Raw genomic sequence first — 21,858 nt, 5'->3', positions numbered from 1 at the left:
ACAGCATACGAGCGTGAGGATAAGGTGCGCCATGTGACAAAACTGCCAAAAGCTGGACAAATGTAATGTCACGTTAAAAGTGAGATTTCACTCACAGGTTGTGGCGTTTTGCGTAACGCATCGCTGATGTGAAATGTCGAGGCGGATCGCATTTTTATTTCGATATTACAAAAATCCAGTAAATGGCCTTTTTGTCTCCTGTCCGCCGTCTTTCTGATTGCCTATTGTTTGCCACATCATCTTTATGGTTTTAGGCCAGGAGCGACATATGAAAGCGTTGGTGCATATTCTTAAGAACACGCGGCAGCACCTGATGACCGGGGTGTCGCACATGATCCCGTTCGTGGTCTCGGGCGGCATTCTGCTGGCGGTTTCGGTCATGCTATACGGCAAAGGCGCGGTACCGGATGCCGCAACCGATCCCAATCTGAAAAAGCTCTTTGATATCGGTGTGGCGGGTTTAACGCTGATGGTGCCGTTCCTGGCCGCTTACATCGGCTACTCAATAGCAGAACGCGCCGCGCTGGCTCCCTGTGCCATTGCCGCCTGGGTGGGCAACAGCTTCGGCGCGGGGTTCTTTGGCGCGATTATCGCCGGGATTTTCGGCGGAATTATCGTCTGGTACCTGAAAAAACTGCCGGTCCCGAAAGTGCTGCGCTCCGTCATGCCTATCTTCATCATCCCGATTATCGGCACCTTTATTACCGCGGGCGTCATGATGTGGGGCCTTGGCGAGCCTGTCGGCGCGCTGACCACCAGCCTCACCCAGTGGCTGCAAGGCATGCAGCAGGGCAGCATCGTGGTACTCGCCATCATTCTCGGTCTCATGCTGGCGTTCGATATGGGCGGCCCGGTTAACAAAGTGGCGTATGCCTTCATGCTGATTTGCGTTGCGCAGGGCGTCTATACCGTCGTTGCGATTGCCGCCGTGGCTATTTGCGTACCACCGCTGGGGTTAGGCCTGGCAACGTTGGTCGGTCGCAAGAATTTTTCCGATGAAGAGCGTGAAGCGGGTAAGGCTGCATTAGTGATGGGCTGCGTGGGCGTCACCGAAGGGGCCATTCCGTTCGCTGCTGCCGATCCTCTGCGCGTGATTCCCTCCATCATGCTGGGTTCCGCATGTGGTGCGGTCACGGCTGCCGTGATGGGCGCGCAATGCTATGCCGGTTGGGGCGGGTTGATTGTGCTTCCCGTGGTGGACGGCAAGCTCGGCTATATCGCGGCGGTTGCGGTGGGCGCAGTGGTAACGGCAATCAGCGTCAACGTGCTGAAGCGTATTGCCCGTAAGAATGCAAAACAGGTCGAGGAAAAAGAGGACGATCTGGATCTGGATTTCGAAATTAACTGAGTGAGGAAGAAAACATGGCCCGAATTATCGCAGTAACAGCATGTCCGTCTGGCGTTGCTCATACCTATATGGCTGCCGAAGCGCTGGAAAGCGCCGCTAAAGCCAAAGGTTGGGAAGTGAAGGTTGAAACGCAGGGGTCGATCGGTCTTGAGAACGAACTGACGGCAGAAGACGTTGCCGCCGCGGATATGGTGATCCTGACCAAGGATATCGGCATTAAATTCGAAGAGCGCTTTGCCGGGAAAACCATTGTACGCGTCAACATCAGCGACGCGGTAAAACGCGCCGACGCCATCATGAACAAGATTGATGCCCACCTGGCGCAAACCGCCTGATGCTCTCCCGCCCTTCGGGGCGGGCTCGTTTTACCGTTACAGGAGTTCCCTCATGACGAATCGTACCCAGCGTTTGAAAGACGCCCTTTTTGCCAGCCCGCGCGAGATCTCGCTTGAGCGTGCTTTGCTCTACACCGCCAGCCACCAACAGACGGAAGGCGAGCCGGTAATTATCCGGCGTGCGAAAGCGACGGCGTACATACTCGACCATGTAAAAATCGCGATTCGTGATGAGGAGCTGATTGCCGGGAACCGCACCGTTAAACCGCGAGCAGGGATTATGTCTCCGGAGATGGACCCGTATTGGCTGCTTAAAGAGCTGGATCGGTTCGCGACCCGTCCGCAGGACCGCTTTGAAATCAGCGATGAGGATAAGCAGACCTACCGTGACGTGCTGTATCCGTACTGGGAAAACCGGTCGATGAAGGATTTCATCAACAGCCAGATGACGGATGAGGTGAAAACCGCGGTAGGGACGCAGATTTTTAGCGTCAACCAGACGGATAAAGGGCAGGGGCATATCATTATTGATTATCCGCGCCTGCTCAATAATGGCCTGGGTGCGCTGGTGGAGGAGCTGCGTGAACACTGCGCCCGCGATCCCCATAACACCTTCTATGCTGCGGCGCTGATCCTGCTTGAGGCTTCTCAGCGTCATATACTGCGCTATGCATTACTGGCTGAAAAGCTGGCTGCCAGCAGTGACGCTTTACGGCGTGAAGAATTACTTAAAATTGCCGGCATCTCGCGGCACAACGCGCAGCACAAGCCACAGACGTTCTGGCAGGCGTGTCAGCTGTTCTGGTACATGAACGTGATTTTGCAGTACGAATCCAACGCCAGTTCGCTCTCCATTGGGCGCTTTGACCAGTATATGCTGCCGTTCTATCAGGCCTCGCTCTCACGGGGCGAAGAGCCTGCGTTCCTGAAAGAGATCCTGGAATCGCTGTGGGTGAAATGCAATGACGTGGTGCTTTTACGCTCGACCAGCAGCGCCCGCTATTTCGCCGGCTTCCCGACCGGGTATACCGCATTGTTAGGCGGCCTGACGGAGAACGGCCGTAGCGCGGTAAACGTGCTCTCCTTCCTGTGCCTGGATGCCTACCAGAGCGTTCAGCTTCCTCAACCGAACCTCGGCGTGCGGGTTAACGAACTGATCGACAGGCCTTTCCTGCTTAAAACCGCAGAGACAATCCGCCTGGGAACCGGTATTCCGCAGATCTTTAACGATGAAGTGGTGGTGCCAGCCTTCCTGAATCGCGGCGTGTCGCTGGAGGACGCGCGCGACTACGCTGTCGTCGGTTGCGTTGAGCTGTCGATTCCCGGTAAAACCTACGGCCTGCACGATATCGCGATGTTTAACCTGCTGAAAGTGATGGAAATCGCGATGCAGGAGAACGAAGGCAACGCAGCGCTGAGTTATGAAGGTTTGCTGGAACATATTCGCGCCAAAATTAATCACTATATTGCGCTGATGGTCGAGGGGAGCAATATCTGCGATATCGGCCATCGCGACTGGGCGCCTGTGCCGTTACTCTCTTCATTCATAAGCGATTGTCTTGAATCCGGGAAAGATATTACCGACGGCGGGGCGCGCTATAACTTCTCTGGCGTACAGGGGATTGGAATAGCCAATCTGAGTGATTCACTACACGCCCTGAAAGGGCTGGTCTTTGAACAGCAACGCTTAAGTTTTGATGAGCTCTTAGCCGTGTTAAAAGCGAACTTTGCCACCCCGGAGGGCGAAAAGGTGCGTGCAAGGCTGATCAATCGCTTCGAAAAGTACGGCAATGATATCGATGATGTCGACAACATCAGCGCGGAACTGCTGCGCCACTACTGCAAAGAGGTCGAAAAATACCGTAACCCGCGCGGCGGGCTGTTTACGCCGGGCTCTTATACCGTATCGGCACACGTGCCGCTGGGGGCGGTGGTGGGGGCAACCCCGGATGGACGCTTTGCCGGTGAGCAACTGGCGGACGGCGGGCTCTCACCGATGCTTGGGCAAGATATGCAGGGCCCAACCGCAGTACTCAAATCGGTGAGTAAGCTGGATAACTATCTGCTATCTAACGGTACGCTGCTAAACGTTAAATTCACACCGGCGACGCTGGAAGGCGATGCCGGGCTACAAAAGCTGGCGGATTTTCTTCGCGCCTTCACCCAGCTTAAGTTGCAGCATATCCAGTTCAACGTGGTGAACGCGGAAACACTGCGTGAAGCGCAGCAGCGTCCGCAGGATTTTGCCGGGCTGGTGGTACGCGTAGCCGGATACAGCGCCTTCTTTGTTGAGTTATCGAAGGAGATCCAGGATGACATTATCCGCCGCACCGCGCATCAGCTGTGACGTCGTGGAAACGCGCGTCGACGTGGCGCGTATTTTCAATATTCAGCGCTACTCCTTGAATGACGGTCGCGGCATTCGTGCGGTAGTTTTTTTTAAAGGCTGCCCTCACCGCTGCCCGTGGTGTGCCAACCCGGAGTCTATCTCGCCGAAAATTGAGACGGTTCGCCGGGAGAGTAAATGTTTGCACTGCACACCCTGCCTGCGTGATGTGGATGAATGTCCTTCCGGCGCGTTTGAGCGCATCGGACGCGACGTGACGCTGGACGAGCTTGAACGCGAGGTGATGAAAGACGATGTCTTCTTTCGTTCCTCGGGAGGCGGGGTAACGCTGTCGGGCGGGGAAGTGTTGCTGCAGGCGCCTTTCGCGACACGGTTTCTACAGAGGCTGCGTCGTTTTGGCGTACATACGGCCATCGAAACGGCAGGCGATGCCCCTTTGTCCCGTTTAATGCCGTTGGCCCGCCAGTGTGATGAAGTGCTGTTTGATTTGAAGATCATGGACACGGAGCTGGCCCAATCAATTGTCGCAATGAATCTTCCCAGAGTGCTGGATAATTTCCGTCAGCTGGTGGCTGACGGGATAAACGTGATTCCCCGCGTCCCGCTTATTCCTGGCTATACGCTCAACGAAACGAACATGGCGCGCGTGTTGGCTTTCCTGCTACCTTCAGGAATACGGCAGCTGCATTTATTGCCCTTCCATCAGTATGGGGAGCCAAAATACCGTTTGCTAGGGCGAGAGTGGGGAATGCGGCAAGCGATCCCTCCGACAGAAGATGAAGTGTCAGCGATGCGTCGGCTTGCAGAACGCGAAGGTTTCAACGTTACCGTGGGAGGCTGAACATGACAGTGATAACGGGACGTCATCTGGTGGCGGTGACCGCGTGCGTCAGTGGCGTTGCACATACCTATATGGCTGCAGAACGGCTGGAAAAGCTCTGCCAGCAGGAGAGATGGAGCGTTAACATTGAGACGCAGGGAGCGCTGGGCGTTGAGAGCGAGCTCACTGAAGACGACATTCGGCGTGCAGATGTCGTATTGCTGATTACTGATATCGAACTGGCGGGCAGTGAACGTTTCGAACATACGCGCTACGTGAAGTGCGGAATTAACGCCTTTTTGCGTGACCCTCAGAAGGTGATGGGGGCGGTGCGTAAAATGTTATCCGCGCCGCAGCATACTCAGGTCATTCTGGACTGACCGCTTTCCCCGTCAGCTGGCTGTGATACTGGCGACGGTACTCTGACGGCGAGCGTTCCGTGTTTTTTCGGAATAAGCGGCAGAAGTAGTTGCTGTCGACAAATCCGCAGGCATGTGCCACTTCTTTCACCTTTAAATCATACCCTTTCAGCAGCTGACGCGCGTGCTCCAGCCGTGTGTGGGTCAGGTATTCATTAAAACCTACCGCGCCTGTTTTCTGAAAAAGATGCGATAAATAGTTCGGAGAGATATAAAACGCCTGGGCGACGGATTCCCGGGTTAGCGGGGTCGCATAATGTTCATCAATATAAACGCGAATGGCTTCAAACAGGGCCTGGCTGCGTGAGGCGGTCTGGATCTGACTACCTAACAAGTCAACGCAGTGGCTAAGCAGGCTGGCGATGATCAGCCGTGCGGTTTGCTGCTCGTGCGGCTGCATCTGCATTTCATGAAGCGTCTGTAGCAGGAACGAGCCAATGCGGGGGCCACGGCGAGCAACGTGCTGCTTTGCCAGGTTACGCACTTCAACACCATCCCAGTGCAAAAGGCTAAACCCAAGCTGCTGTTTACCAAACAGGATGCTCAACGTCGTCGCGGGCGTTTGCCATTGCGGATCGTTCCAGCCGCCAGCCGGGACGTATAAAACATCACCCTGCTGTAAAACGGAAGCTGCCTGGTCTTTCACCGAGCCTTCGAGCACGATCTCCAGACGTGGGAAATCAACCTGTAAGGCAAGGTCGGGTGCGGAGATGGCTGGGTTTGCAAAGTGTACCTGACGCAGCGGCGTCGTGCCGTTGATCAGGTCTGTCAGAATGTGGGCAATGTCGTGGTGCATGGTGTGGATACCAGGGATCTGCCGGGTGGCGCTAGCGCTTACCCGGCCTACCTGTCGTAGGTCCGTGCAAGCGCAGCGCCGCCGGGCGTAAGCATTAACCGGTGTTACGCATACCCGCCGCAACGCCCGCAATCGTCACCATCAGCGCCTGTTCAACGCGCGGATCCGGCTCTTTACCTTCCTCTTCCGCCAGACGTGAACGGTGCAGCAGTTCAGCCTGTAAAACGTTCAGCGGGTCGGTGTAGATGTTACGCAGCTGGATAGACTCGGCGATCCACGGCAGGTCCGCCATCAGGTGCGAGTCGTTGGCGATGTCCAGCACCACTTTGATGTCGCCTTCCAGCAGCTCGCGCAGCTCTTTGCCCAGCGCCCACAGCTCTGGTTTCACCAGACGCTGATCGTAGTATTCCGCCAGCCACAGGTCGGCTTTCGAGAAGACCATCTCCAGCATACCCAGACGGGTAGAGAAGAACGGCCAGTCGCGGCACATGGTTTCCAGTTCGTTTTGCTTGCCGTCTTCCACCACTTTTTGCAGCGCGGCACCGGCACCCAGCCAGGCGGGCAGCATCAGGCGGTTCTGCGTCCAGGCGAAGATCCATGGAATCGCACGCAGGGATTCTACGCCACCGGTCGGGCGGCGCTTGGCAGGACGCGAGCCCAGCGGCAGTTTACCCAGTTCCTGCTCAGGCGTGGCCGAGCGGAAGTAAGGGACAAAATCTTTGTTTTCACGCACGTAGCCGCGGTACAGATCGCAGGAAATATCAGACAGCTCGTCCATGATATGGCACCAGGACGCTTTTGGCTCCGGCGGCGGCAGCAGGTTCGCTTCCAGGATCGCGCTGGTATAGAGCGACAGGCTGCTGATGGTCACTTCCGGCAGGCCGTACTTGAAGCGGATCATCTCGCCCTGCTCGGTCACGCGCAGGCCGCCTTTCAGGCTTCCCGGCGGTTGAGAGAGCAGCGCCGCGTGAGCAGGCGCACCGCCGCGGCCAATGGAGCCGCCGCGACCGTGGAACAGGGTCAGCTCAATACCGGCTTTCTCGCAGGTTTTGATCAGCGCATCCTGAGCCTGATACTGTGCCCAGGATGCCGCCATCACGCCCGCATCTTTCGCGGAGTCGGAATAGCCAATCATCACCATCTGCTTGCCCTGAATAAAGCCGCGATACCAGTCGATGTTAAGCAGCTGGGTCATGACGTCGTTGGCGTTGTTCAGGTCGTCGAGGGTCTCAAACAGCGGGGCGACCGGCAGGGCGTAGTCGATGCCCGCTTCTTTCAGCAGAAGATGAACGCCCAGCACGTCGGACGGAGTTTTCGCCATGGAGATCACGTAGGCAGCCACCGATCCTTTCGGCGCATCCACGATCGCTTTACAGGTGTTGAGCACCTCGCGGGTGTCGTTGCTTGGCTCCCAGTTGCGCGGCAGCAGAGGGCGCTTGGAGTTCAGCTCGCGGATCAGGAAGGCCTGCTTGTCGGCTTCGGACCAGCTTTCATAATCGCCGATGCCGAGATAGCGGGTCAGCTCGCCCAGAGCTTCGGTGTGGCGGGTACTTTCCTGACGCACGTCGATACGCACCAGCGGCACGCCGAAACACTTCACGCGGCGCAGGGTATCGAGCAGTTCGCCGTTGGCGATGATGCCCATGCCGCAGGCCTGCAGTGATTTATAGCAGGCGTACAGCGGCTCCCAGAGCTGTTCGTTCTGGCTCAGGAGGCCTTCCGGCTTCGGCAGGCGCTGGCCTTTGAGACGCGCTTCCAGCCAGGCCTGGGTGGCCATCAGCTGACCGCGCAGCTTTTTCATCAGGAAGCGGTACGGCTCGCTGGCACCTTCTTCACCGGCCAGCGCGCGCAGTTCTGGCGTCGCTTCAACCATCGACAGCTCGGAGATCAGCACCTGAATATCCTTCAGGAACAGGTCGGTCGCTTTCCAGCGGCTCAGCAGCAGGACGTGGCGGGTGATTTCCGCGGTCACGTTCGGGTTGCCGTCGCGGTCACCGCCCATCCAGGAGGTGAAACGTACTGGAACAAAGTCGACCGGCAGGCGGTAGCCGAGGTTCTCTTCCAGCTGTTCGTTTAGCTCGCGCAGGTAGTTAGGCACCCCTTCCCACAGGCTGTTTTCCACTACCGCAAAGCCCCATTTGGCTTCGTCGACCGGGCTTGGGCGGTGCTTACGAATTTCATCGGTATGCCAGGACTGCGCAATCAGCTGGCGCAGACGGCGCATCAGCTGGTTGCGCTCGTAGTCGGCAATGTCTTTGTTATCCAGCTGCTTGAGGCAGCTGTTCACTTCCACCATCTTGTGGATGAGGGTGCGACGGGTAATTTCGGTTGGGTGTGCGGTCAGCACCAGCTCCAGCGAAAGGGACTCCACCGCTTTTTTGATGGTGGCTTCGTTGAGGTCTGGCTGGTCTTTCAGTTTACGAAGGGTGCGGGCAATGACTTCCGGGTTGCTGGCCGCTTCGCCGTTTGGCGAAATGCTGTGGTATTGCTCAGCGGTGTTTGCCAGGTTCAGGAACTGGCTGAAGGCGCGAGCAACGGGCAGCAGCTCATCGTTTGAGAGGTTCTGCAAGGTGGTGAGCAGCTCCTGACGACTGGCCTCGTTACCGGCACGGGAAGATTTAGACAGCTTGCGGATGGTTTCAACGCGGTCGAGGATGTTCTCACCCAACGCATCTTTGATGGTATCTCCAAGCACTTTGCCGAGCATACTGACATTACTACGCAACGCGGAATATTGTTCGTTCATAAAAACCCAGTCACCCCATCATTTTTGTTTATGCCCAGGCGAAAATCTTCTGGACATTATTTTGTCATCTCCCTTTATAAAGCCACGTAAAACCCCCGTCGTCAATTGCTGCGAAAACGGTTCAGCAAACGAATAAATGCGGGCAATTTACGAAATTTAATTCGCATTGCGTCAGATAAGAGATGCTTATGGGAATGTGACGGAGATCATGCGATTTGTTACCCTCACCCTAACCCTCTCCCACAGGGAGAGGGGACTCTTCGGTGCGGTTTTAATGCCAGCAGAAGTGATGCACAACCTGGGTAATCAGTTCGCGGGTTGGCTTGATGAAGCGGGTTTCCAGATATTCATCCGGCTGATGGGCCTGGTTGATCGAGCCAGGGCCGAGGACCAGCGTCGGGCAAAGCGTTTGAATAAACGGCGCTTCGGTGCAGTAATTCACCACGTCGGTTTTCTCGCCGAGCAGCTTTTCCACCACTTCGACCAGCTGGTGGTCTGGCGGGCATTCGTAGCCTGGAATCGGCGGATGCAGTTCGGAGACCGTCAGGCGTCCCGGCCAGCGCTCGCTTACCGGAGCCAGCGCTTCGTTAAGCAGGCCATCGAGATCGCTAAGCGTCATGCCCGGCAACGGGCGGATGTCCATATGCAGTTCGCAGCAGGCACAGATGCGGTTGGACGCATCGCCGCCGTGCAGGCTACCGAGATTCAGGGTCGGATACGGCACGGTGAACGCCTCGTAGTGATACCGCTCTTTCAGGTTGTCGCGCAGGGTCATGATGCGGCCGATGGCGTCATGCATCAGCTCGATGGCGTTCACGCCGCGCGCCGGATCGCTGGAGTGGCCGGACTGGCCCAGCACGCGCACGGCGGTAGAGATATGGCCTTTGTGCGCGCGGATCGGCTGCAGGGAGGTTGGCTCGCCGATGATCGCGCAGTCCGGGCGAATTGACGTGTTTTCAGAGAAGTAGCGCGCGCCCGCCATGCTGGTCTCTTCATCGGCGGTCGCCAGGATGTAGAGCGGTTTTTTCAGCTTCGTCACGTCCACGTCACGCAGCGCGTCGAGGATAAAGGCGAAGAAGCCTTTCATGTCGGCGGTGCCCAGACCGTAGAGCTTGTTGTCATGCTCGGTCAGGGTGAATGGATCGCGCGTCCAGCGGCCATCGTCAAACGGTACGGTGTCGGTATGGCCGGCCAGCAGCAGGCCGCCGGCGCCAGTTCCGGTACTGGCGAGCAGGTTAAATTTGTGACGGGTTCCGGGGACGGGCTGAACCTCAACGTTAAACCCAAGATCGCTAAACCAACCCGCCAGCAGATTGATTAAAGACTCATTGCTCTGATCCAGCGCTTCTTCGGTCGCACTGATGGACGGTGTGGCAATCAGGGCGCGGTAGATCTCGATAAATGGCGGTAAGTTCATTTTCATTGTTGACACACCTTAGGTCGTGATAGTATCAATATTCATGCAATAAATGTGAATAAAAATACATTAACGTTGAGCATAAAGGAACCCGATGTTGAATACGCTGATTGTAGGCGCTAGCGGTTATGCGGGCGCAGAGCTTGTAAGCTACGTAAATCGTCACCCTCATATGACCATAACCGCTTTGACCGTGTCAGCGCAAAGCAATGATGCAGGAAAGTTAATTTCCGATTTGCATCCACAGCTTAAGGGCATTGTCGATCTGCCTTTGCAGCCGATGTCTGACATCAGCGAGTTTACCGACGGCGTCGACGTGGTGTTTTTAGCCACCGCGCACGAGGTCAGCCACGACCTGGCGCCGCAGTTCCTGGCGGCCGGCTGCGTGGTGTTCGACCTCTCCGGCGCGTTCCGCGTTAACGACGGCGCGTTCTACGAAAAATATTACGGCTTCACCCATCAGCACCCGGATCTGCTTGAAAAAGCGGTGTACGGCCTGGCGGAGTGGAGTGCGGATAAACTGAAAGAAGCGAACCTGATTGCCGTTCCGGGCTGCTACCCGACGGCGGCGCAGCTTTCCCTGAAGCCGCTGATCGACGCGGGCCTGCTGGATCTGAGCCAGTGGCCGGTGATCAACGCCACCAGCGGCGTGAGCGGAGCAGGGCGCAAGGCCGCTATCTCCAACAGCTTCTGCGAAGTGAGCCTTCAGCCGTATGGCGTGTTTAATCACCGCCATCACCCTGAAATCACCACCCATCTGGGCGCGGAGGTGATTTTTACCCCGCACCTGGGCAGCTTCCCGCGTGGGATCCTCGAAACCATTACCTGCCGCCTGAAGCCTGGCGTGACGAAAGAGCAGATGAGCGAGGCCTTCACGCAGGCGTATGCGGATAAACCGCTGGTGCGTCTTTACGACAAAGGCGTGCCGGCGCTGAAAAACGTGGTCGGCCTGCCGTTCTGCGATATCGGCTTTGCCGTACAGGGCGAGCATCTGATTGTGGTCGCCGCGGAAGATAACTTACTCAAAGGCGCTGCCGCACAGGCAATGCAGTGTGCAAATATTCGTTTCGGCTTCCCTGAAACGCAGGCTCTTATTTAAGGTGTGATGATGAACCCATTAATTATCAAACTCGGTGGTGTACTGCTGGACAGCGAAGAAGCGCTGGAGCGTCTGTTTACCGCGCTGGTGAACTATCGCGAATCGCACCAGCGTCCGCTGGTGATTGTGCACGGCGGCGGCTGCGTGGTGGACGAGCTGATGAAAGGGCTCAACCTGCCGGTGAAAAAGAAGAACGGCCTGCGCGTCACCCCTGCTGACCAGATTGACATCATCACCGGCGCGCTGGCGGGCACGGCGAACAAAACGCTGCTGGCGTGGGCGAAGAAACACAATATTGCGTCCGTTGGCCTCTACCTGGGCGACGGCGACAGCGTAAAGGTGACCCAGCTCGACGAAGAACTCGGCCACGTTGGACTGGCGCAGCCAGGTTCGCCTAAGCTGATTAACACCCTGCTGGAAGGCGGTTTCCTGCCGGTGGTGAGCTCTATCGGCGTGACCGAAGAGGGCGAGCTGATGAACGTTAACGCGGACCAGGCGGCAACCGCGCTGGCGGCCACGCTGGGCGCGGATCTGATCCTGCTCTCCGACGTGAGCGGCATTCTGGACGGTAAAGGCCAGCGCATTGCGGAAATGACCGCCGCAAAAGCCGAGCAGCTGATCGCTCAGGGCATTATTACCGACGGCATGATCGTCAAAGTGAACGCCGCGCTGGATGCGGCGCGCACGCTGGGCCGCCCGGTGGATATCGCCTCCTGGCGCCACGCGGAGCAGCTTCCGGCGCTGTTTAACGGCACGCCGATTGGCACGCGTATTCTGGCGTAAGTTTTTATTGAATGACCGTAGGCCGGGTAAGCGAAGCGCCACCCGGCGGAACTAACGAATAAAGGAACGATGTTATGGCACTTTGGGGTGGGCGTTTTACACAGGCAGCGGATCAGCGGTTCAAACAGTTCAACGACTCTTTGCGCTTCGACTACCGCCTGGCCGAACAGGATATTGTCGGCTCTGTGGCCTGGTCCAAAGCGCTGGTGACCGTTGGCGTACTGACCGCGGACGAACAGCAGCAGCTGGAAGAGGCGCTGAACAACCTGCTGGAAGAGGTGCGGCTGGATCCGCAGCAAATCCTGCAGAGCGATGCCGAAGATATTCACAGCTGGGTGGAAGGCAAGCTGATCGACAAAGTCGGCCAGCTGGGTAAAAAGCTGCACACCGGCCGTAGCCGTAACGACCAGGTCGCCACCGACCTGAAGCTGTGGTGTAAAGAGACCGTTGGCGAGCTGCTGGCGGCCAACCGTCAGCTTCAAAGTGCGCTGGTAGAGACCGCGCAGAACAATCAGGACGCGGTGATGCCGGGTTATACCCACCTGCAGCGCGCCCAGCCGGTGACCTTTGCGCACTGGTGTCTGGCCTACGTTGAGATGCTGGCGCGTGACGAAAGCCGTCTGCAGGATACCCTGAAGCGTCTGGACGTCAGCCCGCTGGGCAGCGGCGCATTGGCCGGTACGGCGTATGAAATCGACCGCGAGCAGCTGGCGGGCTGGCTGGGCTTTGCCTCGGCAACCCGTAACAGCCTGGACAGCGTCTCTGACCGCGACCACGTGCTGGAGCTGCTCTCCAATGCGTCTATCGGGATGGTGCACCTGTCGCGCTTTGCCGAAGACCTGATCTTCTTTAACTCTGGCGAAGCGGGCTTCGTTGAGCTGTCCGACCGCGTGACCTCAGGCTCATCCCTGATGCCGCAGAAGAAAAACCCGGACGCGCTGGAGCTGATCCGCGGCAAGTGTGGCCGCGTGCAGGGCGCGCTGACCGGCATGATGATGACCCTGAAAGGGCTGCCGCTGGCGTACAACAAAGATATGCAGGAAGACAAAGAAGGGCTGTTCGACGCGCTCGACACCTGGCTGGACTGTCTGCACATGGGCGCGCTGGTGCTGGACGGCATTCAGGTGAAACGTCCTCGCTGTCAGGAAGCGGCGCAGCAGGGCTATGCCAACTCCACCGAGCTGGCGGACTACCTTGTCGCGAAGGGCGTACCGTTCCGTGAAGCGCACCATATTGTGGGCGAAGCGGTGGTGGAGGCCATTCGTCAGGGTAAGCCGCTGGAAGATCTGGCGCTTGCCGATCTGCAAAAGTTCAGCGCGGTGATTGGAGATGATGTGTATCCGATTCTGGCGCTGCAGTCCTGCCTGGATAAACGTGCTGCGAAAGGCGGAGTGTCGCCGAAGCAGGTGGCGCAGGCGATTGCGGATGCGAAAAACCGGTTGGTTTGATCCGTGCGGGCTGGTGCCCTCACCCCGGCCCTCTCCCACAGGGAGAGGGAGAAAAACAGAGCCTGGCTTAGCGCTGGGCTTTTTTTTTAAGCAAAAAAAAAGCGGACCACGGGGTCCGCAAAAGTTCACGTTGGCTTTAGTTGTTCGAGTTTTGAGAGAAACTCGATGACGGTGCGGGGACGTCAAGGGTCAAACACGGGCCGCCTCGTCTATGTGGTGTATTATTCAACAGAAAGCTTGATAGGGATAATCGTTCGTTGCTATGCTATCTATCGCCATGAACTATCGTGGCGACGGAGGATGAATAATGAATATTCGTGATCTTGAATACCTGGTAGCGTTAGCCGAGCATCGTCACTTTCGCCGCGCGGCAGATTCCTGCCACGTCAGCCAGCCGACGCTGAGCGGCCAGATCCGCAAGCTGGAAGACGAGCTGGGCGTGATGCTGCTGGAGCGTACCAGCCGTAAGGTGCTGTTCACCCAGGCCGGTCTGCTGCTGGTGGATCAGGCGCGCACCGTGCTGCGCGAGGTCAAAGTGCTCAAGGAAATGGCAAGCCAGCAGGGGGAGGCGATGTCCGGCCCGCTGCATATTGGCCTGATCCCAACCGTTGGCCCGTACCTGTTGCCGCACATCATTCCAATGCTGCACCAGACGTTCCCGAAACTCGAAATGTACCTGCATGAAGCGCAAACCCATCAGCTGCTGGCGCAGTTAGATAGCGGCAAGCTCGACTGCGCCATTCTGGCGCTGGTGAAAGAGAGCGAGGCTTTTATCGAAGTGCCGCTGTTCGATGAGCCGATGATGCTGGCGATCTATGAAGATCACCCTTGGGCGAACCGCGATCGCGTACCGATGGCCGATCTGGCCGGTGAAAAGCTGCTGATGCTGGAAGACGGCCACTGCCTGCGCGATCAGGCGATGGGCTTCTGCTTCGAAGCGGGTGCCGATGAAGATACCCATTTCCGCGCAACCAGCCTGGAAACGCTGCGTAATATGGTGGCGGCGGGAAGCGGTATTACGCTGCTGCCTGCGCTGGCCGTGCCGCGCGAGCGCAAGCGTGATGGCGTGGTGTACCTGCCGTGCATTAAGCCGGAGCCGCGTCGCACGATTGGCCTGGTTTATCGTCCGGGGTCACCGCTGCGCAGCCGCTATGAGCAGCTGGCAGAGGCCATCCGCGGTTCGATGGATGGCCATTTCGACAGCGCGTTAAAACAGGCGGTTTAAGCCGTTCAGCGCGGCTACCCGATAGGCTTCCGCCATGGTCGGGTAGTTAAAGGTGGTGTTAACGAAGTACTCAATGGTGTTACCACCGCCTTTCTGCTCCATTATCGCCTGGCCGATGTGAATGATTTCCGCCGCGCGTTCACCAAAGCAGTGAATCCCGAGGATCTCTTTCGTCTCGCGATGGAACAGAATTTTCAGCGTACCTACGCTCATTCCCACGATCTGCGCCCGCGCCAGATGTTTAAACTGCGCACGACCCACCTCGTAAGGCACCTTCATCGACGTCAGCTGCTGCTCGGTTTTGCCCACGGAACTGATTTCCGGGATGGTGTAGATACCTGTCGGGATATCTTCAATCAGGTGCGCCGTTGCTTCACCCTTCACCAGCGCCTGAGCGGCAATGCGGCCCTGATCGTAAGCGGCGGAGGCCAGGCTCGGGTAGCCAATCACGTCGCCGACAGCGTAAACGTGCGGCAGCGCGGTCTGGTACATGCTGTTGACCTTGAGCTGGCCGCGGCTGTCGGTCTCAAGCCCGATATTTTCCAGCCGCAGGGAATCGGTGTTGCCGGTACGGCCGTTGGCGTACAACAGGCAGTCGGCTTTCAGCTTCTTACCGGACTTCAGGTGCATGATCACCCCGTCATCGCAGCCTTCGATCTTCTCGTACTCTTCGTTGTGGCGAATCACCACGCCGCTGTTCCAGAAGTGGTAGGAGAGGGAGTCTGACATCTCCTGATCGAGGAACGCCAGCAGGCGATCGCGAGTGTTGATCAGGTCAACTTTGACATCCATTCCGCGGAAGATCGACGCGTATTCGCAGCCGATGACCCCTGCACCGTAGATAATGACGTGGCGGGGTTCATGGTGCAGGCTCAGAATGGAGTCGCTGTCGTAGACGCGCGGGTGCGAGAAGTCGACGTCGGCCGGATGGTAAGGGCGTGAACCGCAGGCGATAACAAATTTTTCAGCGGTGATCGTCTCAACCGACCCGTCGTGGCATTCGAGTGCCAGGGTGTGTTCATCCACAAAATGCGCGTTGCCCTGCAGAATTTCACAGTGGTTACGCTCATAAAAGCCCTGACGCATCCGCGTCTGCTGGTTAATGACGGTATCCGCGTGATTCAGGATGTCGGCAAAGGAGGAACGAAGAAGTCGGGAGTGGTCGCTGTAAAGAGGGTTCTGGTTGAATTCGATAATGCGGCTAACGGCGTGGCGGAGGGCTTTCGAAGGGATGGTGCCCCAGTGGGTGCAACCGCCGCCGACATTATGGTAGCGCTCAATGACCGCTACTCTGGCTCCCTGTTTCACCAGACCCATAGCTGCACCTTCGCCGCCGGGGCCGGAACCAATAACTATTGCGTCGTAATCGTAGGAATGTGGCATGGTAAGGCTTACCTGTTCTTATACATAAAAGCAACAGAATCATAACATCATTACCAGGGTAACCCAATTATCGTTGTGCTTTTTTCCGGCAGTGGAGCACAAACCGCACGTAAACAATCATTCACAAAGCCAGGCAAACAGATTAATTTTATTCTCTGGTATAGTGCCATCAGGCCTTTGGAAGGATTCAACTATTGTGATGGGCGTAAGAGCACAACAAAAAGAGAAAACCCGGCGTTCGCTGGTGGAAGCCGCATTCAGTCAACTGAGTGCTGAGCGGAGTTTTGCCAGTTTGAGCCTGCGCGAAGTCGCACGCGAGGCCGGGATTGCGCCAACGTCCTTCTATCGTCACTTCCGTGACGTGGATGAACTGGGCCTGACCATGGTCGATGAGAGCGGACTCATGCTGCGCCAGCTGATGCGCCAGGCGCGTCAGCGTATCGCCAAAGGAGGCAGCGTGATCCGCACCTCCGTGTCGACCTTTATGGAATTTATCGGCAATAACCCCAACGCGTTTCGTCTGCTTCTGCGCGAACGTTCGGGCACGTCGGCAGCGTTTCGTGCTGCCGTCGCGCGGGAAATTCAGCACTTCATCGCGGAACTTGCCGACTATCTTGAACTCGAAAACCATATGCCGCGTGCGTTTACCGAAGCACAGGCCGAGGCGATGGTGACGATTGTATTCAGCGCGGGTGCCGAAGCGCTGGATGTCAGCATTGAACAACGCAAGCAGCTCGAAGAGCGACTGGTATTGCAGCTCAGGATGATCTCCAAAGGCGCGTACTACTGGTATCGCCGTGAACAAGAGAAACTGGCACATCAAACCGAAGAGTGAAGGTGAGTAATGAAACAGTCAGGTCAGGATAAAGGGACGCTGTTGCTGGCATTGATCGCTGGCTTATCCATTAATGGCACGTTTGCCGCTATTTTTAGCTCCATCGTTCCATTTTCGATTTTCCCGCTTATTGCGCTGGTGCTGACGGTCTACTGCCTGCATCAACGTTACCTGAACCGCACCATGCCGGTTGGGTTACCTGGGCTGGCCGCCGCCTGCTTTATTCTGGGCGTATTGCTGTATAGCACCGTGGTGCGCGCGGAGTATCCGGATATCGGCTCTAACTTCTTCCCGGCTGTTCTGTCCGTGGCGCTGGTGTTCTGGATTGGCTCGCGCATGCGTAGCCGCAAGAGCCAACTGCCAGAGTAATAAGATCTGAGTAGGGCAGGTAAGCGAAGCGCCACCTGCCAAAAACGCCGGCTAATTACTTCGCCGTGAGCAGTACACCGCACTCCATATGGTGCGTGTATGGGAACTGATCGAACAGCGCCAGACGTTCAACCTTATGCGTCTGGCTTAATGTTTCCAGATTCTTGCACAGCGTCTCCGGGTTACAGGAGATGTACAGAATACGCGGGTACGCCTGCACCATCTTTTCGGTTTCGCTGTCCAGGCCGCTGCGGGGCGGGTCGACAAAAATCGTCTCACACTGGTAGCTCTTCAAATCGATCCCTTCCAGGCGGTTAAACTGGCGTACACCGTTCATGGCCTGGGTGAACTCTTCTGCCGCCATACGAATGATCTGCACGTTGTCGATATGGTTAGCGGCGATGTTGTACTGCGCGGCCGCCACCGACGGCTTGGCGATTTCGGTTGCCAGGACACGATCGAAATTACGCGCCAGCGCCAGCGAGAAGTTGCCGTTACCGCAGTACAGCTCAAGCAGATCGCCCTTAGACCCTTCCGTCGCCTTCAGCGCCCACTCCAGCATTTGCACGTTCATCGCCGCGTTCGGCTGGGTGAAGCTGTTCTCCACCTGGCGGTAAATCATCTCTTTACCCGCCACCGGCAGACGTTCGTCGACGTAATCCTGATCCAGCATGATTTTGGTTTTGGTCGCGCGGCCTATCAGGTGCACGTTGATGTTCTGCGCACGCAGCGCATCGCGCAGCGCTTCGGCCTGCTCGCGCCATTCGTCGGTCAGCGCTTTGTGATACAGCAGAGAGACAATCGCCTGATTGCTTTGCGTGGTCAGATAGTCAATCTGGAACAGCTTGTGGCGCAGCACCGGATTGTTGCGCACGCCTTCAATTATCAGCGTCATCAGCTGGTTGATAAGCTCGCTCGCTGCCGGGAAGCTGTCCACGCGAATGCGGGATTTGGTCTGCTGATCGAAAATGATGTGGTACAGGTCGTCGCCGTCGTGCCAGATGCGGAACTCGGCGCGCATGCGGTAGTGGCTGACGGGGGAGCGGAACACCTCGGGAACGGGCGCGTTGAACGGCGTCATCATACTTTGCAGGCGGACAACTTTCTCTGCCAGCTGCGCGTCGTACTGTTCTGTCGGGAGGTGTTCTGGGGTCATGATGCGTCCTGAGTGATAAAGAATTACGCGGGGATTGTAGGGATTGTTCAGGGGATGTCCAGATTTAATGGCCAATAGCTGTCTGGACATCTATACGTGTCTAATTGTAGCATTCTGTTTCCGGTCTCCTGAGAGTGAAAAGGGAATCCAGTGAAAATCTGGAGCTGACGCGCAGCGGTAAAGACTGGCGGGATGAGAGCTGTAGACACTGTGAAAATGGGAAGTCTTCATCCGTATAACGCCACCTAGCCCGAAGACCTGCCGGGATCACGTCGCATTTGGTTTCATCATCGCGTGCTATAGATGAGGCCTGCGGCATCCTTCTTATATTGTGGATGCTTTAACAATGATTAAAAAAGTATCGCTGTTGACGGCGCTGTCCGTCACGGCATTTTCGGGCTGGGCGCAGGATAGCGCTGACTCGTTGGTGGTGACGGCAAATCGTTTTGAACAACCTGAAAAAACAATTCTGGCAGCAACGTCGGTGGTTACGCGTGCCGATATTGACCGCTGGCAGTCAACCTCGGTGCTGGACGTTATGCGTCGCCTGCCCGGCGTGGATACGGCGCAAAATGGCGGAATGGGGCAACTCTCTTCTCTCTTTATCCGTGGCACCAACTCCAGTCACGTCCTGATTCTCGTTGACGGGGTCCGCCTTAACCAGGCGGGCGTCACGGGGTCGTCCGATCTCAGCCAGTTCCCAATCTCTCTGGTGCAGCGTATCGAATATGTTCGTGGACCGCGTTCGGCGGTATACGGCTCGGATGCGATTGGCGGTGTAGTCAACATTATTACCACCCGCGCGAAGGACGGTACGACGCTGAATGCCGGCGCAGGCTCGCACGGTTACCAGAATTATGGCGGCAGTACCCAGCAAACGCTGGGCGACAGCACGCGCGTCACGCTTGCGGGTGATTACACCTATACCAAAGGTTTCGATGTGGTTGCGGACGGCAATAATGGCGGCCTTGCCCAGACCGATCGCGACGGTTTTATGAATAAGACGCTCTACGGCGCACTGGATCATGCATTCTCAGACCAGTGGAGCGGATTTGTTCGCGGCTTTGGCTACAGCAACCGTACGGCCTATGACGGTTACTACAGCTCATTTACCCCTGACGTACTGGTCGATACCCGTCAGCTCTACAGCCAGACCTGGGACGCAGGATTACGCTTCAACAAGGATATCTTCCATTCACAGCTGCTCACCAGCTATAGCCACAGCAAGGACTATAACTACGACCCTAATTTGGGCCGTTACGATTCGACGGCCACGCTGGATGAAATCAAACAGTACAACGTCCAGTGGCTCAACTCCGTTGATGTGGGTCACGGGAACATTGGCGCGGGCGTTGACTGGCAGAAGCAGAGCACCGAGCCGGGTACAAACTACGTGACCAACGGCTACGATCTACGTAACACCGGCGTCTACCTGACCGGGCTGCAGCAGCTGGGTGATTTCACTCTGGAAGGGGCGGTTCGCAGCGATGACAACTCTCAGTTTGGTCGCCATGGCACCTGGCAAAGCAGTGCAGCGTGGGAGTTCGTGGACGGTTACCGCTTCGTTGCTTCTTATGGTACGGCCTATAAAGCCCCGAATCTGGGTCAACTTTATGGCTTCTATGGCAATGACCATCTTGATCCTGAAGAGAGCAAGCAGTGGGAAGGGGCGTTTGAAGGCCTGACGGCAGGCGTGAGCTGGCGCGTGTCCGGCTATCGTAATGACGTTGATAATCTCATCGACTTCAATAATAACCTTCAGGAATATTACAACGTCGGCAAAGCACGCATTAAGGGTGTGGAGGCGACAGCTTCATTTGATACAGGTCCGTTGACGCATACTGTAGGCTACGACTATGTGGATGCCCGCAATGCGGCAACCAACGAACTTCTGGACCGTCGTGCTAAGCAGCAGGTGAAATATCAGCTTGATACGCAGATCTATGATTTCGACTGGAGCCTGACGTATCACTATCTCGGCACGCGTTACGACACTGATTTTGGTTCTTATCCGTCAGAGAAAGTGAAAATGGGCGGCGTGAGCCTGTGGGATGTCGCAGTTTCATATCCGGTCACCTCACACCTCACAGTTCGTGGTAAAATAGCCAACCTGTTCGATAAAGATTACGAGACAGTTTATGGCTACCAAACTGCAGGACGGGAATACACCTTGTCTGGCAGCTACACCTTCTAATCCGCGCCCTACCGTGCTGGTGTTTGATTCCGGCGTCGGTGGGCTTTCGGTCTACGATGAGATTCGGCATCTCCTGCCGGATCTCCATTACATCTACGCCTTCGATAACGTCGCTTTTCCGTATGGGGAGAAGAGTGAGGACTTTATCGTTGAGCGCGTGGTTGAAATCGTCACCGCGGTACAAAAGCGCTATCCCCTTGCGCTGGCGGTCATTGCCTGTAATACGGCGAGCACCGTTTCTCTTCCCGCCCTGCGTGAGAAATTCCCGTTCCCGGTTGTGGGCGTCGTTCCTGCCATAAAGCCTGCCGCGCGCCTGACGGCGAACGGCATCGTGGGGTTACTGGCCACGCGTGGTACGGTAAAGCGTCCTTATACCCGCGAGCTGATCGACCGTTTTGCTAACGAATGCCAGATTGCAATGCTTGGCTCCGCAGAACTGGTGGAGATGGCGGAAGCGAAACTACACGGCGAGACGGTATCGCTCGAAGAGCTGCGTCGTATTCTTCGTCCGTGGCTGCGGATGCCCGAACCACCGGATACGGTTGTGCTGGGCTGCACCCACTTTCCTCTCTTGCAGGAAGAGCTACTAGAAGTGCTTCCGGAGGGGACGCGCCTGGTGGATTCTGGTGCGGCAATCGCTCGTCGTACGGCCTGGCTGCTGGAGCATGAAGCGCCGGATGCGAAATCTATCGATGCGAATATCGCGTTTTGCATGGCTATCACGAAAGAGACTGAGCAACTTTTACCCGTTTTACGCCGTTATGGCTTTGAAACGCTCGAAAAACTGGCGCTGTAGCACGGTTTTGAGCAAAAAAGAGACGGTTGAAAGTTTTTTTTAAAAGAGGGGTTGTCAACGTCTGAGAACTCCCTATAATGCGCCTCCACTGACACGGAACAACGGCTTGCAAGCCGCCGTGTTAGCGGGGTTCAGAGATGAACACCAACAGAGAAAAGTGAAAATAATCGCTTGACTCTGAATGAGGAAAACGTAATATACGGGACCTCGCAACGGTGAGCTGAAAGCCGTGTTGCAACTGCTCTTTAACAATTTATCAGACAATCTGTGTGGGCACTCAAAGTGACATGGATTCTTAATGTCTTCGGACAATAAATGAATACCAAGTCTCTGAGTGAACAT

At 56.6% G+C, this 21,858-nt stretch carries 18 protein-coding genes and 1 riboswitch; of the genes, 13 read left to right on the top strand and 5 right to left on the bottom strand.

The window, feature by feature from the left end:
* The first annotated feature begins 268 nt into the window (after positions 1–268).
* Genes UTO39_RS21305 through UTO39_RS21285 form a run of 5 tightly spaced genes read left to right on the top strand, consistent with a single transcriptional unit; the run spans position 269 to position 5,230 of the window.
* Positions 269–1,348 carry a PTS fructose transporter subunit EIIC gene (locus UTO39_RS21305; protein ID WP_320728042.1) on the top strand — a complete coding sequence of 360 codons (1,080 nt, stop codon included), beginning with the start codon at positions 269–271 and terminating at the stop codon, positions 1,346–1,348.
* 14 nt (positions 1,349–1,362) lie between these two features.
* Positions 1,363–1,683, top strand: a complete 321-nt coding sequence (locus tag UTO39_RS21300) for a PTS fructose-like transporter subunit IIB (RefSeq protein ID WP_023326311.1) — start codon at positions 1,363–1,365, stop codon at positions 1,681–1,683.
* 52 nt (positions 1,684–1,735) lie between these two features.
* Positions 1,736–4,030: a formate C-acetyltransferase gene (locus UTO39_RS21295; protein ID WP_320728041.1), complete on the top strand. Its 2,295-nt coding sequence runs from the start codon at positions 1,736–1,738 to the stop codon at positions 4,028–4,030.
* Positions 3,996–4,871, top strand: coding sequence for a [formate-C-acetyltransferase]-activating enzyme (locus UTO39_RS21290; RefSeq protein ID WP_320728040.1), 876 nt, complete (start codon positions 3,996–3,998; stop codon positions 4,869–4,871). Before UTO39_RS21295 ends, UTO39_RS21290 begins: the two co-directional genes overlap by 35 nt.
* 2 nt (positions 4,872–4,873) lie before the next feature.
* Positions 4,874–5,230: a PTS fructose-like transporter subunit IIB gene (locus UTO39_RS21285; RefSeq protein ID WP_061096483.1), complete on the top strand. Its 357-nt coding sequence runs from the start codon at positions 4,874–4,876 to the stop codon at positions 5,228–5,230.
* Here the strand turns inward: UTO39_RS21285 and UTO39_RS21280 are convergent.
* From UTO39_RS21280 to argE, 3 genes are all read right to left on the bottom strand, one after another.
* Positions 5,217–6,065 (bottom strand): AraC family transcriptional regulator, encoded by an 849-nt coding sequence (locus tag UTO39_RS21280; protein WP_320728039.1) that lies wholly within the window; start codon positions 6,063–6,065, stop codon positions 5,217–5,219. The genes UTO39_RS21285 and UTO39_RS21280 overlap by 14 nt on opposite strands.
* Positions 6,066–6,159: 94 nt before the next feature.
* Complete coding sequence (ppc, locus tag UTO39_RS21275; RefSeq protein ID WP_061096481.1) at positions 6,160–8,811, bottom strand: phosphoenolpyruvate carboxylase; 2,652 nt, start codon at positions 8,809–8,811, stop codon at positions 6,160–6,162.
* Positions 8,812–9,082: 271 nt separating this feature from the next.
* On the bottom strand, positions 9,083–10,234 hold the full coding sequence (argE, locus tag UTO39_RS21270) for an acetylornithine deacetylase (protein WP_320728038.1): 1,152 nt from the start codon (positions 10,232–10,234) through the stop codon (positions 9,083–9,085).
* Positions 10,235–10,322: 88 nt separating this feature from the next.
* Between argE and argC the strand changes: the two genes are divergently transcribed.
* The 4 genes from argC to oxyR all read left to right on the top strand — a co-directional run bounded on the left by argC (position 10,323) and on the right by oxyR (position 14,783).
* Positions 10,323–11,327 carry an N-acetyl-gamma-glutamyl-phosphate reductase gene (gene argC, locus UTO39_RS21265; RefSeq protein WP_320728037.1) on the top strand — a complete coding sequence of 335 codons (1,005 nt, stop codon included), beginning with the start codon at positions 10,323–10,325 and terminating at the stop codon, positions 11,325–11,327.
* A gap of 6 nt (positions 11,328–11,333) precedes the next feature.
* Entirely contained in the window at positions 11,334–12,110 is a 777-nt protein-coding gene (gene argB / locus UTO39_RS21260) for an acetylglutamate kinase (RefSeq protein WP_151412520.1), read from the top strand.
* A 74-nt stretch (positions 12,111–12,184) separates the two neighbouring features.
* Positions 12,185–13,558: an argininosuccinate lyase gene (argH, locus tag UTO39_RS21255; protein ID WP_061096479.1), complete on the top strand. Its 1,374-nt coding sequence runs from the start codon at positions 12,185–12,187 to the stop codon at positions 13,556–13,558.
* Positions 13,559–13,865: 307 nt separating this feature from the next.
* Positions 13,866–14,783, top strand: a complete 918-nt coding sequence (gene oxyR / locus UTO39_RS21250; protein ID WP_023309664.1) for a DNA-binding transcriptional regulator OxyR — start codon at positions 13,866–13,868, stop codon at positions 14,781–14,783.
* On the opposite strand, the gene sthA is transcribed toward oxyR, so the two are convergent.
* Positions 14,766–16,166, bottom strand: coding sequence for a Si-specific NAD(P)(+) transhydrogenase (gene sthA / locus UTO39_RS21245; RefSeq protein WP_061096478.1), 1,401 nt, complete (start codon positions 16,164–16,166; stop codon positions 14,766–14,768). The two genes, oxyR and sthA, sit on opposite strands and share 18 nt — an antisense overlap.
* Before the next feature lie 196 nt (positions 16,167–16,362).
* On the opposite strand from sthA, the gene fabR reads away from it, so the two are divergent.
* Complete coding sequence (gene fabR, locus UTO39_RS21240; protein WP_008501784.1) at positions 16,363–17,001, top strand: HTH-type transcriptional repressor FabR; 639 nt, start codon at positions 16,363–16,365, stop codon at positions 16,999–17,001.
* A gap of 9 nt (positions 17,002–17,010) precedes the next feature.
* Positions 17,011–17,370: a YijD family membrane protein gene (locus UTO39_RS21235; RefSeq protein ID WP_008501783.1), complete on the top strand. Its 360-nt coding sequence runs from the start codon at positions 17,011–17,013 to the stop codon at positions 17,368–17,370.
* Between the two features lie 55 nt (positions 17,371–17,425).
* On the opposite strand, the gene trmA is transcribed toward UTO39_RS21235, so the two are convergent.
* Positions 17,426–18,526 carry a tRNA (uridine(54)-C5)-methyltransferase TrmA gene (gene trmA / locus UTO39_RS21230; protein ID WP_061096477.1) on the bottom strand — a complete coding sequence of 367 codons (1,101 nt, stop codon included), beginning with the start codon at positions 18,524–18,526 and terminating at the stop codon, positions 17,426–17,428.
* A gap of 104 nt (positions 18,527–18,630) precedes the next feature.
* Positions 18,631–18,807, top strand: a riboswitch (cobalamin riboswitch).
* 65 nt (positions 18,808–18,872) lie between these two features.
* Between trmA and btuB the strand changes: the two genes are divergently transcribed.
* Together btuB and murI are read left to right on the top strand one after the other, a co-directional pair.
* Positions 18,873–20,720 carry a TonB-dependent vitamin B12 receptor BtuB gene (gene btuB, locus UTO39_RS21225; RefSeq protein WP_320728036.1) on the top strand — a complete coding sequence of 616 codons (1,848 nt, stop codon included), beginning with the start codon at positions 18,873–18,875 and terminating at the stop codon, positions 20,718–20,720.
* Entirely contained in the window at positions 20,665–21,516 is an 852-nt protein-coding gene (gene murI, locus UTO39_RS21220) for a glutamate racemase (RefSeq protein ID WP_320728035.1), read from the top strand. Before btuB ends, murI begins: the two co-directional genes overlap by 56 nt.
* The last annotated feature ends 342 nt before the right edge of the window (positions 21,517–21,858 follow it).

Origin of the sequence: Enterobacter sp. 118C5 (assembly GCF_034107645.1) — a bacterium.
Lineage (GTDB): Bacteria > Pseudomonadota > Gammaproteobacteria > Enterobacterales > Enterobacteriaceae > Enterobacter > Enterobacter nematophilus.
The sequence above is the reverse complement of the archived record's forward strand: the minus strand, read 5'-3'. Positions and strand labels throughout refer to the sequence as shown.

Bases quoted from the DNA above. Each gene is read 5' to 3' on its own strand.
- UTO39_RS21305 (WP_320728042.1), top strand. From the start codon at position 269: ATGAAAGCGTTGGTGCATATTCTTAAGAACACGCGGCAGCACCTGATG.
- UTO39_RS21300 (WP_023326311.1), top strand. From the start codon at position 1,363: ATGGCCCGAATTATCGCAGTAACAGCATGTCCGTCTGGCGTTGCTCAT.
- UTO39_RS21295 (WP_320728041.1), top strand. From the start codon at position 1,736: ATGACGAATCGTACCCAGCGTTTGAAAGACGCCCTTTTTGCCAGCCCG.
- UTO39_RS21290 (WP_320728040.1), top strand. From the start codon at position 3,996: ATGACATTATCCGCCGCACCGCGCATCAGCTGTGACGTCGTGGAAACG.
- UTO39_RS21285 (WP_061096483.1), top strand. From the start codon at position 4,874: ATGACAGTGATAACGGGACGTCATCTGGTGGCGGTGACCGCGTGCGTC.
- UTO39_RS21280 (WP_320728039.1), bottom strand. From the start codon at position 6,065: ATGCACCACGACATTGCCCACATTCTGACAGACCTGATCAACGGCACG.
- ppc (WP_061096481.1), bottom strand. From the start codon at position 8,811: ATGAACGAACAATATTCCGCGTTGCGTAGTAATGTCAGTATGCTCGGC.
- argE (WP_320728038.1), bottom strand. From the start codon at position 10,234: ATGAAAATGAACTTACCGCCATTTATCGAGATCTACCGCGCCCTGATT.
- argC (WP_320728037.1), top strand. From the start codon at position 10,323: ATGTTGAATACGCTGATTGTAGGCGCTAGCGGTTATGCGGGCGCAGAG.
- argB (WP_151412520.1), top strand. From the start codon at position 11,334: ATGATGAACCCATTAATTATCAAACTCGGTGGTGTACTGCTGGACAGC.
- argH (WP_061096479.1), top strand. From the start codon at position 12,185: ATGGCACTTTGGGGTGGGCGTTTTACACAGGCAGCGGATCAGCGGTTC.
- oxyR (WP_023309664.1), top strand. From the start codon at position 13,866: ATGAATATTCGTGATCTTGAATACCTGGTAGCGTTAGCCGAGCATCGT.
- sthA (WP_061096478.1), bottom strand. From the start codon at position 16,166: ATGCCACATTCCTACGATTACGACGCAATAGTTATTGGTTCCGGCCCC.
- UTO39_RS21235 (WP_008501783.1), top strand. From the start codon at position 17,011: ATGAAACAGTCAGGTCAGGATAAAGGGACGCTGTTGCTGGCATTGATC.
- trmA (WP_061096477.1), bottom strand. From the start codon at position 18,526: ATGACCCCAGAACACCTCCCGACAGAACAGTACGACGCGCAGCTGGCA.
- btuB (WP_320728036.1), top strand. From the start codon at position 18,873: ATGATTAAAAAAGTATCGCTGTTGACGGCGCTGTCCGTCACGGCATTT.
- murI (WP_320728035.1), top strand. From the start codon at position 20,665: ATGGCTACCAAACTGCAGGACGGGAATACACCTTGTCTGGCAGCTACA.